A 15518-nucleotide genomic window follows, 5' to 3' on the forward strand; every position below is an offset into this window, starting at 1 on the left:
GGGTGGGGGGAGCGGGCGGTAGGGTTGGTGGCATGGTTCCTGTTGCGCAGCTGAACAGCGTCAGTGTTCGCCGAGGTGAGAAGCACCTGCTGAAGGACGTCTCCCTCACGATCAGCGAGGGGGAGCGCTGGGTGGTGCTCGGCCCCAATGGCGCTGGGAAGTCCACCCTGATCTCCCTGCTGGCGGCGCGCATGCACCCCAGCTCCGGCACCGTGGACCTGTTCGATGAGCGCGTGGGCCGCACCGACGTGTTCGAGCTGCGCCCCATGATCGGCCTCGCCAGCCAGGCCCTCGCCGACTCCATTCCCGCCGGTGAGCGTGTGCTGGACGTTGTGGTCACCGCCGGGTACTCGGTGGTGGGCCGCTGGCGCGAAGAGTATGAGGACTCCGATGTGGAGCGCGCGCGCCGCCTCCTGACCGTGTTCGGCGCTGGGAAGCTCGCCGATCGGCGCTTCGGCACGCTGTCCACCGGGGAGAAGAAGCGCGTGCTCTCGGCGCGCGCTCTGATGACGGACCCGGAGCTGCTGCTGCTGGATGAGCCCGCGTCCGGCCTCGATCTGGGCGGCCGTGAGCACCTCGTGCGCGCCCTCGGCATCCTCGCGAAGGATCCCGCCACCCCGGTGACCGTGCTGGTGACGCACCACGTGGAGGAGATCCCGCCGGGCTGCACGCACGCTGTCCTGCTGCGCGGCGGCGAGATCGTGAAGGCCGGCGCGATCAGCGACGTGCTGACCTCCCAGAACCTGACGAAGACGTTCGGCCTGCCCCTGGTGGCGGAGAAGAAGGGGGAGCGCTTCACTGCGCGGGCCCTCACCCTCTCGTGATCATCCGCTTCGAGGACCCGCAGGATGAGCGCCTGCGGGACTACCACTCGATGACGGACGTGAACCTGCGCCGTGCTCTGGAGACGGAGCGCGGTCTGTTCATGGCGGAGAGCTTCAACGTCATCGACCGGGCGCTGCGGTCGGGGTGCCGCCCGCGGTCGTTCATGATGAGTGAGAAGTGGCTGGAGAAGTTCGCGCCGCTGTTCGAGAAGGATCCATCGGTCCCCGTGTTCGTGGCCAGCGAGGACGTGCTCGAGCAGACCACCGGTTTCCATGTGCACCGCGGGGCACTGGCGGCGATGCACCGCCCCGAGCTGCCGACGGTGGCGGAGGTCCTCGCAGGTGCACGCACTGTGGCGGTGTTCGAGGACATCGTGGACCACACGAACCTGGGCGCGATGTTCCGCTCCGCGGCGGCACTCGGAGTGGATGCGGTGCTGGTGACGCCGTCGAGCGCGGACCCGCTGTACCGGCGGTCCATTCGGGTCTCCATGGGGACGGTGTTCCAGGTGCCGTGGACCCGCCTGGAAGCGTGGCCGCATGGCCTGGATGTGCTGCGCGAGCACGGGTTCACCAGTTACGCGCTGGCGCTGGAAGAGGGGTCGGTGCCGCTGCAGGACGCCGAGCTCGGCCCCGGGGAGAAGGTCGCGTTCATCCTCGGCACCGAGGGGCACGGGCTGAAGCGGTCCACCCTGTCGCGAGTGGACGGCACGATCATCATCCCGATGAGCGGGGGAGTGGACTCGTTGAACGTCGCGGCGGCGAGCGCTGTTGTGTTCTGGCAGCGGCAGGCGGAGCTCGCACTGGCCTGAGACCGCCCCGCGGCGTCGAACTCCTGGCTGCCGGATGTCACGGTCTGTCCATAATTTCTGTGAATCATGCCCGCGGGTGCTGGTGAGCTGGTTGGGGTCGTGGGCACGACTGTTCCCCTTCCCGACGGTTGCGGACCTGCTCGCTCTCGCGGTCGGCGCCGGTGAAGGCACTGTTGCGGCGATGGAGAGGGGCAGTAGAAGCACGAGCGGCCCCCTGGCGCATGAGCCCGGCCGCACTGTCGCGGATATCCGTGCCGGAGCGGACGTGGAGGATGCGCTCCGCCAGCTGGGCCGGCGCACATCCCTGGAGGCCATCACCCGGTTCACCGATGGCGTCACCGTCGCCATCAGCCTCAAACCCTGAGCCGCCTTTTCTCGAACGCATGCTCGAGTGTTGGAGGGATGCGGCAGGCTCTTGCCCATGAGCAGTCAAGCAGACCGCGACTGGGCCTACGGTATCCGCCTCGCCGTCGAGGAGATGAAGACCGGAATCAAGCCGATCCCCTGGTTCGAGCGGAACGCGGCCACGCCGGTGGATCCTCTCGCATCAGTCGGTGAGGAGTCGCAGGACGCAGGCTGCTGGGAGCCGGCGTGACCGCGATCCCGGCCCCCGACCCGTGGCTCCGGCGGATCCGTGTGGGCTGGGCGGAGCCGCTCCCCACGCCGTGCCCGTGCGGGGCGACGCGGGCGATGCTCGGCTGGCGGACATGCGCGTGCGGGTCCGGGCCGACGATCGGTGGGCAGTGGACGCGGGTATGACCCCGGCCGCTGCGATGCGGGCATGAACTGGATTCGGACGCTGCTAGGGCTCCCGCCGCGCACCCGCTGGTGCATGATGTGCAGCGACCACCCTGCCGCCCCGCGGAGCCCGATCTGCGAGTCCGACGAGTGCGCGGCCGAACTCCGCGACAGTTTGGCGTACTGACCATCCCGAGACCCCCACCCGGGACCGATGCGCACATACCGCGAGGTCAGGCTAGGATCCGCACATGGCTAAGCGACTCGAATGGATGGATGAGCTCCGCGGGCTGGCGATCATCCTCGTCATCGTCCACCACGTGCTCACGGTCCCCGCCGTCCTCGGCGGTGCGTCCCCAGCGTGGCAGCCCGTCATGGACTTCCTGCTCCCGTTCCGGATGCCTGTGATGCTCGCACTCTCGGGCCTGCTTCTCCCACGGTCTGTGGCGAAACCCCTGCGCGACTTCTACGCCGGGAAGGTTCAGCGGATCCTCTGGCCGTACGTGCTGTGGATGGTGATCAGCTGCATCGTCTTGCTGTCGCCCGCGACGTTGGTCTCTATCTGGGCCTGGGCCGGTGGGGCGTGGCACCTCTGGTTCCTGGCTGTCCTTCTCGCCTGCTACCTGGTCGCACCGATGACCCGCTGGATCCCCGCATGGGTGTGGCCGATCCCCATGGTGATCCTGGCGCAGTTCCCGGACACGAACGCGGTAGTTCGAGTGCTCTGGTTCGGCTCGTTCTTCTTTGCCGGCGCGGCCCTCGCGCGGTGGCTGGACCGATGGCAGGGCGTCCGCGCCTGGGCCCCCTGTCTGCTCGCCGTAGCTGCCGTTGCGGCGGCCGTCTGGATGAAAGGATCGGATGAGTCGATCGCCGGCTTCCTCGTCTCACTCGCGGGGATCCTCGCTGCCGTGTGGATCGCTCCGCGTGCGCCCCGGTCTCGGGGCCTGCAGTTCATCGGTGAGCGGTCCATCGTTTTCTACCTCGCCCACTTCCCTGCGATCGGTGTCGCGTACCTGCTGATCGGAGACGTGACGTGGTGGGTCCTGGGCCCGCTGCTGCTCGTGGTCGGGATCGGCGTCCCGCTGGCGCTGACGCGGCTGTCGGAGTCGTTCCTGTTCAGGTTGCCGGTCCCGAAGCGTGAGGGCGTGCGCGCCGGCCGGGCATGACGAATCGCCCCCCACCCCGGGGCCCGGAGGCTCAGGGGGCGCCTCGAGTCAGGAGGGGCGGGAGTCGAGGGAAGCCAGCGGCCCGGACCATCGACGAGCCCGTGGGTCCAGTCCCGGTCCACCTCGACGCCATTCGAAAGAGGCGAACATGAGGTACAGCGCACGCCCCCCAAGCTCGCTTCCGGTCCGCGCAGAACCTCATCGCTGGACTATCGATCGCAACCCTCGGGATCGCAGTCTGCTTCGGCGACATCGACCTGGGGCTTTGTCGTGACCCGCTCGGTCGTGCTGGGGTCCGTCATCGGTTCCGCTGGCCTGCTCAACGCGGTTGCCGCATTGCTCTCAATGCGCAGCAGCAAGCATCCCAGCGCCCCTGCTCCGCAATGATCGAAAGCAGTTGAGCGTGGTGGTACCGGATACGCACCCGTATCTGCGCCCGCGCCTTCTTCCGCATCCACACCACCACATTCGAACACAGGGTTGATCGAACACGCCTTGCCCCACTAGATTGGACGCACGTTCGAATTCGGGGAAGGGGTGGACTGCAGTGAGCATCGCGTTCGATGACCGGCTTGCCCGCGCGCAGGCCGTCCTCAGCACGGCCGAAGCGCGCGTCAGCGGTCTCACCGGCGGCATCCGTCGGCCCGTGGAGACCGGTTCCCTGCCCGTCCCCAGTGCCCTGGCCTCAGTGCTCGCCGGCCTGCGGCCCGGCAGCAGCGTCGCCGTCACCGGCAGCACATCGCTCCTGCTCGCCCTCGCCGGCGCCGCCATGGGGGAGGAGTCCTGGTGCGCCGTCATCGGCATGCCGCACCTCGGCCTCGGCGCTGTCGCCGACCTCGGTGTGGATCCCGCCCGTCTCGCCCTGCTGCCCGACCCGGGTGCCAGCATCTCCCAGCTCGTCTCCGCCATGATCGACGGGGTCGACGTCGTCGTCATCGGCAGCGCCGTCTCCGACCAGCTGTGGCGCGCCGCGATCTCCCGCGCCCGCGCACAGGACACTCTGCTGCTCGCGGCGGACCCGCCCGGCCGTGCCGACCTGCGGATCAGCGCCGACCATGTGCGCTGGCGCGGCCTGCGCCGCGGCTCCGGGCGGCTTCGTCACCACGACGTCGCCGTTGCCGTCACCAACCGTGGCCTCCCCTCGGGCCGTGTCGACATCACTCTGCCCAGCGTCAGCGGCGCCATGGTCGTATCGCCGCTGACCACCGCAGCGTCTGCGCCTGCTTCCTCCGCGCCGTCGCGGTCGAAGCGCCCGGCCCTGTCGATCGTGCGGTCCGCCTGATGTCCGCACCCGCCTCCAGCACCGCGGCCACCCCCACGACCGCGACCCGCACCGTCTGCGTCCAGGTGCCCGACTGGCCGCTGCTCACTGCCCTCGAAGCGCAGCGGGACCACACCCTGCAGACAGACCGCGCAGCAGCTCTCCTGGCGGTGATGGACCACCATCGGGTCCTCACCGCGTCCGCGAGCGCCCGCGCTCTCGGGGTCCATGCGGGGATGAAGAAGCGGTCCGCGCAGGCCACCTGCCCGAACCTCGTTCTCGTGGACCGCAGCGAGGATGCCGAAGCGGCCCTGTTCGAAACCGTGGCGGCTGCTGTGGACACCGTCGCCGCCGGGGTCGAGGCGCTGCGACCCGGGGCGCTGCTGATGCCGGCACGGGGACCCGCCCGGCACGCCGGCAGCGAAGAGGAGCTCGCCGAAGCACTGATCAACGCGGTTGCGGACCTCACCGGGTTCGAATGCACCGTCGGCATCGCCGATGGACCACTCGCGGCGATCCTCGCCGCCCGCACCGGCCGGATCGTGCGCCCCGGTGAAGCCGCCCGTTACCTCGCGCCGCACCCCATCGCGACGCTGCTGGAGGCGCCGATCGGGCACAGCTCCCGCTTCCTCACCACCGATGTGTCCCTCCCGGAGACGGTTGACCTGCTGCAGCGCCTCGGCATGCACACCCTCGGCGACTTCGCCGCCCTGCCGGTGCGCTCGGTCACCGACCGGTTCGGTCCTGCCGTGGCACTGCTGCACCTGCTGGCCAACGGGCAGGAACCGACAGCGCCTGTGCACATTCGGCTCGACCAGCCGATCCAGGTGGACAGAGTGCTGGACCCGTCGCTGGAACGAGTGGACCAGGCGGCGTTCGTGGCCAAGCCCATGGCGGAGGAGCTGCAGGAGCAGCTGCGCCGGCACGGGGCGGTGTGCACGCGCCTGACCGTCATCGCCCGCGCCGACGGCGGGCATGAGACCGCCCGCACCTGGCGGCACGACGGCGCCCTCACCACCGCCGACATCGTGGACCGGGTCCGCTGGCAGTGCGACGGCTGGATCCAGACCGCCCGACTGCGCACCGACATCCGCACCGGCGCCCTCACCCACCTGCAGCTGCTGCCCGAACAGGTGGTGCCCGCCGGGACGCACGCCCCCGCCCTGTGGGGACAGACCGGGCAGAAGGCGCTGCGGGCGCACCGCGCGTTCACTCGCGCCCAGTCGATCGCGGGGGAGCAGGCGGTGCTGATCCCCGCGCCGAACGCGACGGGCCGGCTCCTGCGGGACCTCAGCGCCACCATCCCGTGGAAGAGCGAAGCACCCGCGGTGCCGACGGGTCCCTGGCCCGGCAGGCCCGCCGCCCCCTTGCCCGCCACCGTGTTCGCTGAGACCATCCCCGTGCAGCTGACCGACGCTGACGGGGCCGACGTCGTCGTCACCGCCCGCGGTGTCCTCAGCGCCGACCCCACCCACCTCACCAGCGAGCAGGGCCTGCCTCCGCACCTGGCGGGGACGGCCCCCGTCGGCCTCACCGGCTTCAGCGCCCCCGAGATCCTCGACCAGGGATGGTGGCGCAGCGCGGACGCTGCCAGTGCTCACCGCGGTGCACGGATGCAGGTGCTGCTGGAGAGCGGTCTCGCGCTCGTGCTGCTGAGCGAACGCGGCACCTGGCGGATCGAGGCGCTGTATGACTAGATGGTTCCTCGGGCCGCCCAGCTGGCGGGACCTCGAAGCGGTGCTGTCGGACCGGTCGGTGCCGGTCGGGCCCCAGATCCACATCGAGCACACCGGTGAGCAGGACAGCACTCCCACCTATGAGCCGGAGCGGGCCGTTCCGTACGCGGAACTGCACGCCCACAGTCACTTCAGCTTCCTCGACGGCGCTTCCAGCCCCGAAGACCTCGTCGCCGAAGCGCACCGGCTCGGACTGGATGCGCTCGCCCTCACCGACCACAACGGGTTCTACGGGGCGATCCGGTTCGCGCAGGCCGCCCGCGAGCACGACCTGCGCACCGTGTACGGCGCAGAGCTCACCCTGCCCGTCGCCGGCTCCCCGCCGAGCGCCGCGTCGGCGCCCCGCACCGGCAGCCACGACCCGCAGGGCGAACACCTGCTGGTGCTGGCCCGCAGTCAGGACGGGTACCGTCGGCTGTCCGCTGCGATGGCCCGCGCCCACCTCGACGGCGCCGACAAAGGCGAACCCCGCTACAACCGCACCGAACTGCAGGACGCGGCCCGGGGCGGGCACTGGCTGATCCTCACCGGCTGCCGCAAAGGCGCCGTTCAGCAAGCCGTGCTGCCGCACCTGGCCACGGGCGATATCGAGCAGGCGGCACTGGCCGCCGCGGAGCAGATCGAACGCCTCGTCGACCAGTACGGGACGGATGCGGTGGTGGTGGAGCTTCCGCTGGAGCACAGCGGCCTCCAGGACGAGTTGCACGACGCCCTCGCCCAAGGGGCCCGCATCGCGAGGGAGTCGACCGGGGCGGACCTGCCGCTGGTCGCCACCGGCAACGTCCACTATGCCGCCCCCACCGACAAGCAGCTCGCCGACGTCCATGCCAGCCTCCGCGCCGGGCAGAGCCTCGAGGACGCCGACCCGCACCTGCCGAGCCGCCTCGCGCACCTGCGCAGCGGCGAAGAGATGGCGCACATCCACCGGCGGTACCCGCAGGCCGTGGCGAACGCCGCCATCATCGGCCGCGACTGCGCCATCGACCTCACCCTCCTCGCCCCCGACCTGCCGCCCTGCGAGGTGCCCGACGGGCACACCGAAGCGACCTGGCTGCGGGAGCTCACCCACCAGATGGCGCAGGAGCGCTACGGACCGCGCGGCAGTGACAACGAACGGGCGTGGACGCAGATCGAGCATGAGCTGCGCGTCATCACCGACCTGCACTTCCCCGGCTACTTCCTCATCGTGGAGGACATCATCCGCTTCTGCCGGGACAACGAGATCCTCGCTCAGGGGCGCGGTTCAGCGGCGAACTCCGCCGTCTGCTACGCGCTCGGCATCACCGCGGTCGACCCCGTCATGCACGGGCTGCTGTTCGAACGGTTCCTCGCACCGGAACGCGACGGCCCACCCGACATCGACATCGACATCGCCTCCGACCGGCGCGAAGAGGTCATCCAGTACGTGTACCGCAAGTACGGGAGGCAGAACGCCGCACAGGTCGCCAACGTCATCACCTACCGGGCGCGGATGGCGGTGCGGGACGCCTCCCGCGCCCTCGGATACGCGCCCGGGCAGCAGGACGCATTCGCGCGACGGATCGAACGCTCCTTCACCTCCCTCGGCACCGCCGACCTGCCCGAGGACGTTCAGCGGATGGCGCGGCGCCTGCGGGACGCCCCACGGCACCTCGGCATCCACTCCGGCGGCATGGTGCTGTGCGACCGCCCCGTCATCGACGTGGTGCCGGTGGAGCGGGCCCGCATGGCCGACCGCACAGTCGTCCAATGGGACAAGGACGACTGCGCCGACGCCGGCCTGGTGAAGTTCGACCTCCTCGGCCTCGGCATGCTCACCGCACTCGACCACTGCCTGCGCATCCTCTCCCAGTACCACGGCGAGCAGTACACCCTCGCAACCCTCCCGCAGGAGGACCCGGCGGTGTACGACATGCTGTGCGCCGGTGACAGCGTCGGCGTGTTCCAAGTGGAGTCACGGGCGCAGATCTCCACCCTGCCGCGGCTGCGGCCCCGCGAATTCTACGACCTCGTGGTGGAGGTGGCGCTCGTGCGTCCCGGCCCCATCCAGGGCGGCAGCGTCCACCCCTACATCCGTCGGCGCATGGGGGAGGAGGAGATCTCCTTCGCCCACCCGCGGCTGGAGAAGTCACTCGGCCGCACACTCGGGGTGCCGCTGTTCCAGGAGCAGCTGATGCAGATGGTGGTCGATGTCGCCGACTTCAGCGCCGCCCAGGCCGACCAGCTGCGCCGCGCCATGGGATCCAAGCGCTCCAGCGCGAAAGTGATGGCGCTGCGCGCCGCCATGTTCGACGGCATGGCGAACAACGGCATCGACGGCGAAGCAGCGGAGATGATCTACCGCAAGATCCTCGCGTTCGCGAACTACGGCTTCCCCGAGTCCCACGCCTATTCCTTCGCGTACCTCGTGTACGCCAGCGCGTTCCTCAAAGCGCACTTCCCGGCGGCGTTCACCGCCGCACTGCTGCGATCCCAGCCGATGGGGTTCTACTCCCCGCAGTCCCTCGTCGCGGATGCGCGCCGCCACGGCGTCGTCACCCTCGGCGCCGACCTCCACGCCAGCGACGCCCTCACCACCCTTGAGCTCACCGACGACCACCGCCCCTACCGCTTCGCACCGGGGGAGCAGGTGCAGGGAGAGCGAGCCGCCGCGGGCCCCGCGATCCGACTCGGCCTGTCCAGTGTCCGCGGCATCTCCACCGCCGTGGCGGAGAGGATCGTGGACGAGCGCGCCTGGGGAGGGAGGTTCGCCTCCGTCATCGACCTCGCCCGGCGGGTGCGGCTCAGCCTCGCCCAACTCGAAGCCCTCGCCACCGCCGGTGCGCTGGATGAGATCGCCGGGTCCCGACGGACCGCCCTGTGGGCCGCCGGCATCGCCGCCCACGAGAGCCCCGGCACCATCCCCGGAGTGCACATCGGCGCTGATGCCCCCATGCTTCCCGGCATGAGCGACGCCGAACTGATGGCAGCCGACACCTGGGCCACCGGCATCTCCCCAGCTGAGCACCCCGTCGCGCTGCTGCGGGACGCACTGGAGGCCGACGGAGTCCACCCCATCGCCCGGCTCCGCGACCACGACCACGGGACGCGCCTGCGCACCGCGGGGATCATCACCCATCGTCAGCGGCCCGCCACCGCCAGCGGCGCCACATTCCTCAGCCTCGAAGACGAAACGGGCATCCTCAACGTCATCTGCTCACGAGGGTTCTGGGGCCGTCACCGGGCCGTGCTGCGCACCTGTCCAGCCGTCGTCATCCGCGGCCGGCTGGAGAAGAGCGACGAAGGGGTGATCAGCGTCCTTGCCGATGACGTCGCCGCTATGCCGCTCGGCGCCCGCTCCACCTCCCGCAACTTCTGCTGAGGGAGGGGAACGGGCGCCGAGGATACAGCGGTGAAGCGGTCAGACCGTCATGCGGCAGCGTGTGCCCGTCGGCGGGGGAGCGGGTCCACCGTGACCGTGCGCTTCGACCGCGCCGCCACCAGCGTGACCGCAACCGACACCAGCCCCATCAGCAGCAGAGTCGCCAGGGTGCTGGACATCGACACCACCGACCCGCCGAGCGCCGCATGCAGCAGGCCCTGCGTGGCCACTGTCAGCGGCATCAGACCCGCCGCCGACTGCAGCAGCTGCGGAGCGGTCTCCAGCGGCAGAATGCCCACCAGTGCAACCACCTGCAGCACCAGCAGCACCACCGACGCGACCCTGCCCACCGAGGTGCCGAACACCGTCAGCATCATCTGGTGGATCGCGGCGAACACCACCGCCGCCAGCAGCGACAGCGCCACCACTCCGAGCACGCTGGCGGCGTTCACACCGATCACCAGCAGCGTCAGCAGCACCAGCACCGCCTGCGCGGCGCCCATCACCACGGCGGGCACCAGCGACAGCAGCGCCACCTGCCACATCGGACGCGCCTCATCCAGGCGACGCTTCGACAGCGCCGGCCACACCACGAAGATGCCGAACGCACCGATCCACAGTGCCAGAGCAGTCACGAACGGGAAGGCACCCGTCGCACCGCCGTTCACCGCATTCTGCCGCAGCGAATCCACTGAGATGGGCTGCGTCGAGGCAGCAGCCAGATCCTTCTGCTCCTGCTTCGAGTACGTCGGAATCTGGTCCGCGCCGTCCTGCAGACCCTTCTGCAGGTCACCGCTGCCGTCAGCGAGCTTCCCGGTGCCGTCATCGATCTGCTCAGCACCGTCAGCGAGCTGCTGCCCGCCCTTCGACAGCTCCCCGGAGTTCTTCGACAGCTGCTGACCGCCGCGGTCCAGCTCGCCCATACCGGTGGCCAGATCCGAGGCGCCCTTCGCGGCGCTGCCGGAGCCGTCGGCGAGCTGATCGGCGCCCTCCGCAAGCTGTGAGGAGCCCTCCGACACGCCGCGGGCACCCGCAGCGAGACCGTCGGCGCCCTCGGTGATCTGACCGGTGCCGGCGGACAGCTTCTCGGCGCCGGTGGACAGGTCACCGGTGCCCTTGGCGAGCTTCCCGGCTCCGTCGGAGAGGCCGGACGCACCGGTGGCGAGATCCGCGGCGCCCTTCTGGGAGGCGGAGACACCGTCGGCGACTCCGCGGGAGCCCACCGCCAGCTGGTGCACGCCGTCACCGAGCTCCGTGACGTGCGTGTTCAGATCCCGGAAGCCCTTCTCAATGGCGGGAGCGTGGTCGGCGAGAGCCCGGGTGCCGTCGGCGACCTGCTGCGCGCCGTCCACCAGGCCCGGCTTCTCGGACGTCCCGGTGAGGGCGCCGTCGATCTGCTGGATACCGTCGGTGACCTGCTGGGAGCCGTCGATCAGACCGCCCTTGCCGCCGTCGCCGTTGAGGCCCTGGTCCATGCCCTGCGCGTACTTCAGCGAGGCCGAAACCTGCTGGCAGTACTCGGGGGAGGCACCGGAGTCGGCGCAGGTGGCCTCCATCTGCTGCAGCATCGGCAGCAGGCCCGGGTCCTGCGCACTGCCGGAGCCGTTGAGGACACCGTTCATGTCCTTGAGGCCGCCGGTGACGGCGTCGGAGCCCTGGGCGAGCTTCCCGGTGCTCTGCTGCAGCTTCGAGACGCCGCCGGCGAAGGCTTCGGCTCCGTCGGCCGTGGCGGTGGCGCCCTCCACGAAGCCGGGCTGGCCGTCCTTGCCCTTCATCATGTCGGCGCCCTGCTGGACGCCCTTGACGAGCCCGTCCTCACCGTTGACGGCGGCGTCCAGCTTCTCCGCGCCGGTCGCGACGGAATCGGATCCGTCCACGAGGTCCTCCATGCCGGTGGAGAGATCGGACGCACCGGTGGAGAGCTTTCCGGCGCCCTCCGCGAGACCGGAGGCGCCCTTGTCGAGGTCGCCGGCACCGGCGGCCAGGGCGTCCACGCCCTTGCCGTAGGTGCGGACACCGTCGGCGTACCGGTCAGCGCCCGCGGCGAGGTCCGCTGACCCCTTCGCGAGGTCACCGGTGCCGTCGGCGAGGCCGCTCATGCCCTTGGACAGCTCACCGACACCGGTGGAGAGGTCCCCCGCGCCGCCGGCGGCATCACTGACACCGCCGGCGAGCTTGTCCACGCCCTTGGTGTACTGGTCGACGCCCTCGGAGTACTCGCGAGCGCCCTTCGCGTTCTTCTTCGTCCCCTCGGCAAGGTCGCCGGCGCCGTCGGAGAGCTCGCCGGCGCCGTCGGCGGCGTCCTGCATGCCCTTCTGGGCCGAGTTGAAGCCGACGTACAGCTGGGAGAGGTACTGCTCGGCGAGCTGGTTGTTCATGGAGGAGGTCGCCACCTGTGCGATCGCCTGGCCCACGAGGGAGTCGAGCATGCCGGAGGCATCGTTGGTGATCACGGTGACGGGGGAGCGGACCGCGTCCTTCGACCCCATCGTGCCGAGCTTCTTCGAGAAGTCCTTCGGAATGATGACCACGGCGGAGTACTTGCCGCTGTCCAGGCCCTCACGGGCGTCCTCCTCGGTGGTGAGCTGCCAGTCGAAGCCGGCGGTGTCGGGGGAGTCGGACCCCTCAACGGTCTCGGGGTGGGTGAGGGCGCCCGTCAGGAGGCGCCCGAAGGGCACGAACTGCTTCTTCCCGTCGGGCTGGGTGAGTTCGGTGCCCTCGTCGAGGTTGACGACGGCGGCAGGCACCTTGTCGATGGCGTCAGCGCGGTCCTTCAGGGCCCAGAGGCCGGCGCCGGCGATCAGCAGCGGCAGGAGCAGGACAACGAGGATGGTTCGAAGGCGGCGGCTCATGCGAGCACCTCAGCATTCTCATCGGTTGGGCGGGTTCTCAGATCGGCCAGGTCGAGGATGCGGACGTCCGCGAGATCGTCGATCTGGTCGAGCAGGGCTGCGGGGTCGGTGTCCGCCGCGATGACGGCGGCACTTCCCTGACGGGTGCGGGACAGGAGCGCATCGACGCCTCCGTCGGCCTCCACGAGGGCGGCGAGGCTGGGCAGAACCACCGCGGTGGCGGTCGGGTCGGAGGGCCGGTGGCGGGTGAGGGCGCCGACGGGGTCCTCACCGGTGAGCAGCACGTTCTGCTGCGCGGCACCGGTCTCCAGCGGGATGATGCGGTCGCCGATCACCACGTGCCCGGATTCGGGCAGGAGGCGCCCCGCGCTCAGCAGGGTGAAGGTGTCGCGTTCGTCGGCGGTGGGGGCGGTGACCAACATGATCTCCCCGGAGCGGACGTGCTCGCTGATCGGGCCGAGGGTGCCGGTTCCGCTGAGCAGGGGAGCGGTCACCTCATTGAGGCGGATCACGGCTCGGCCGTGTTCGCGGGTCCATGCCTGGTGCTCCAGGACGGTGGCGAGGCCCTCGCCCTCCACGTCCATGTTCGGCAGGAGCCGGTCCAGCCAAGCGGGCAGGTGCCAGGCGCGCTCGCCGATGAGGGCGAGGACCGCGGGGACGAGGGTCATGCGGACGATGAAGGCATCCACGAACACGCCGGCGGCGAGGGCCAGGGCGATGGGCTGCACTTCGAAGGTGGACTCGGGCACGAACGCCGCGAAGATGAACAGCATGATCAGGGCGGCGGCGATGACCACGGGTGCGCTGTGGGTGAAGCCGCGGGTGATCGCACCCTTCGCGTCGCGCGTGTGGGTGAAGTCCTCGCGCATTCGGGATACGAGGAACACTTCGTAGTCCATGGCGAGTCCGAACAGCACGCCCATCACGATGATCGGCATGAAGGAGATGACGGGCCCGGTGGCGGCGATGTTCAGCATGTCAGCGCCCCAGCCGTACTCGAACACCATCGCGGAGACGCCGAACGCGACGCCGATGGACAGAAAGAATCCGAGGGCCGCTTTGATCGGGACCCAGATGGAGCGGAACACGATCGCCAACAGCACGAGCGACAGTCCCACCACGAAGATGCCGAAGGGGATCAGAGCGGCGGACAGGCGGGCGGTGATGTCGGTCGCGGCGGCCGTTGACCCGGTGACCGTGACCTGGGAGATGTTCAGATCCTTCTCCCAGCCGGCGGCGTGGTCCCGCAGGTCCTCTACGAGCTTCGCGGTGGAGGGGTGGGAGCTGCCGTGCTCGGGGATGAGGACCACCACGCCCATGTCGGCGCCGCGGTTCGGGGTGGCGAGCTGGACGGTTCTGACACCGTCGAGCTTCGTCGCGCGCGCGGCGAGTTCGTCGACCACGCCGACGGGGTCGGTGGAGTTGACGATGTCCGCGGTGACGAGGATCTGCGCGGTGTAGCCCTCGCCGAACTCCTCGACCACGACGTCGTTGCCGACCCGGGAGGCGGAGCCGACGGGCTCCGTGCCCTGATCGGGCAGGGCGAGGCGCAGGTCCTTCGCGGGGATGATGAGTGCAGCGGTTGCTGCGAGCACCACGATGAGAGTGAGGGCCGGCACACGGGTGATGAGGCGGACCCACTTCTCCCGCAGGGGTGTGCGGGCGGGCTTCGCGGCGTGCGAGCCTGAGCGATGGTCGGGGCCGTCGGCCTGCTGCGCGTTGCGGGACGAGCGGGCGGACTTCGGCCGCAGCCGTTCACCGAGCAGCGCGAGGATCGCCGGCAGGAGAGTCAGTGCGACGGCGACGTTCGCCGCCACAGCGATGGCGGAGACGACGCCCATGATGGTGAGGAACGGGATGCCCGTGATGAACAGACCGATCAGGGCGATGACCACCGTCATACCTGCGAACACCACGGCGCTGCCGCTGGTGGCGGTGGCGCGGCCGATGGACTCGTCCACGGCCATGCCGTCCCGCAGCTGGTCGATGTGGCGGGACACGATGAACAGGGAGTAGTCGATGCCGACTGCCAGGCCGATCATGACGGCGAGAGTGGGCGCGGTGGAGGACACGGTCAGGATGCTGGTGCCGGCGAACATGAGGAGCATCGCGATGCCCACGCCGACCAGTGCGGTGACGATCGGGATGAACGCGGCCACGAGGGAGCGGAACGAAACCGCAAGGATGATGAGTGCTGCGAAGACGCCGAGCGCTTCGGTGATGGAGATCGGGACCGACGGGTACTTCAGCATCTGTCCGGACGGGATGACTTCGAGGCCGTTGCCGGTGTGCTCCGATGCCAGCTTCTGGATCTTCTCGATGCTGTTGGGGTCGTAGGAGCCGATCCCGCCGTCCATCTGGACGCTGCCCATGAGGGCGGTGCCGTCCTCACTGGTGACGCCCTTGGTGTGTTCGCCGTAGGGGTCGGGCGCGGCGACGACGTCCTTGTAGGTGGAGATCTCCTTCATCACCGCGGTGATCTCGTCGCGGTGGGAGTCGATGGGGGAGCCGTCCGTGGTGCGGAAGACCATTTCGCCGGAGGTTCCGGACATCTCCGGGAAGCGGGTCTCGAGGTTGTCCAGGCCCTGCTGAGCCTCGGTGCCGGGGATGGCGAATTCGTCGCTGAGGCGGTCGCCGAAGGCGCCGGCGAGGGCACCGAGCAGAACGATGATGCCGAGCCAGGCGAGGATGATGCGCTTGGGCGTGTGTGAGGCGCGCAGTCCGAGGCGGTAGAGGGATGAGGACACAGAACACCTTCCGTTCAATACAGAACTGTATCGGGCTCGATA

At 69.9% G+C, this 15518-nt stretch carries 10 protein-coding genes; 8 read left to right on the top strand and 2 right to left on the bottom strand.

The window, feature by feature from the left end:
- Positions 1 to 32: 32 nt before the first annotated feature.
- The 8 genes from MHY20_RS04850 (at position 33) to MHY20_RS04885 (ending at position 9877) form a co-directional block, all read left to right on the top strand.
- A complete protein-coding gene (locus tag MHY20_RS04850; protein ID WP_183374435.1) occupies positions 33 to 824 on the top strand; it encodes an ABC transporter ATP-binding protein in 792 nt (263 codons plus the stop codon).
- Between the two features lie 50 nt (positions 825 to 874).
- Positions 875 to 1636, top strand: coding sequence for an RNA methyltransferase (locus tag MHY20_RS04855; RefSeq protein ID WP_239375404.1), 762 nt, complete (start codon positions 875 to 877; stop codon positions 1634 to 1636).
- 82 nt (positions 1637 to 1718) lie between these two features.
- Positions 1719 to 2000: a type II secretion system F family protein gene (locus tag MHY20_RS04860; RefSeq protein ID WP_221187092.1), complete on the top strand. Its 282-nt coding sequence runs from the start codon at positions 1719 to 1721 to the stop codon at positions 1998 to 2000.
- A gap of 57 nt (positions 2001 to 2057) precedes the next feature.
- On the top strand, positions 2058 to 2231 hold the full coding sequence (locus tag MHY20_RS04865; RefSeq protein WP_239375316.1) for a hypothetical protein: 174 nt from the start codon (positions 2058 to 2060) through the stop codon (positions 2229 to 2231).
- A 394-nt stretch (positions 2232 to 2625) separates the two neighbouring features.
- Complete coding sequence (locus tag MHY20_RS04870; RefSeq protein WP_183374422.1) at positions 2626 to 3540, top strand: acyltransferase; 915 nt, start codon at positions 2626 to 2628, stop codon at positions 3538 to 3540.
- Between the two features lie 547 nt (positions 3541 to 4087).
- Positions 4088 to 4822: a hypothetical protein gene (locus tag MHY20_RS04875; RefSeq protein WP_183374420.1), complete on the top strand. Its 735-nt coding sequence runs from the start codon at positions 4088 to 4090 to the stop codon at positions 4820 to 4822.
- Positions 4822 to 6498 (top strand): DNA polymerase Y family protein, encoded by a 1677-nt coding sequence (locus tag MHY20_RS04880; protein WP_239375318.1) that lies wholly within the window; start codon positions 4822 to 4824, stop codon positions 6496 to 6498. Before MHY20_RS04875 ends, MHY20_RS04880 begins: the two co-directional genes overlap by 1 nt.
- Complete coding sequence (locus MHY20_RS04885; RefSeq protein ID WP_239375320.1) at positions 6491 to 9877, top strand: error-prone DNA polymerase; 3387 nt, start codon at positions 6491 to 6493, stop codon at positions 9875 to 9877. Before MHY20_RS04880 ends, MHY20_RS04885 begins: the two co-directional genes overlap by 8 nt.
- A 47-nt stretch (positions 9878 to 9924) precedes the next feature.
- On the opposite strand, the gene MHY20_RS04890 is transcribed toward MHY20_RS04885, so the two are convergent.
- Both MHY20_RS04890 and MHY20_RS04895 read right to left on the bottom strand, forming a co-directional pair.
- Positions 9925 to 12729, bottom strand: a complete 2805-nt coding sequence (locus MHY20_RS04890) for a YhgE/Pip domain-containing protein (RefSeq protein ID WP_239375322.1) — start codon at positions 12727 to 12729, stop codon at positions 9925 to 9927.
- Positions 12726 to 15476, bottom strand: a complete 2751-nt coding sequence (locus MHY20_RS04895) for an MMPL family transporter (protein ID WP_239375325.1) — start codon at positions 15474 to 15476, stop codon at positions 12726 to 12728. Before MHY20_RS04895 ends, MHY20_RS04890 begins: the two co-directional genes overlap by 4 nt.
- Between the last annotated feature and the right edge of the window lie 42 nt (positions 15477 to 15518).

This window comes from Helcobacillus sp. ACRRO (assembly GCF_022347125.1).
Classification (GTDB): Bacteria; Actinomycetota; Actinomycetes; order Actinomycetales; family Dermabacteraceae; genus Helcobacillus; species Helcobacillus massiliensis.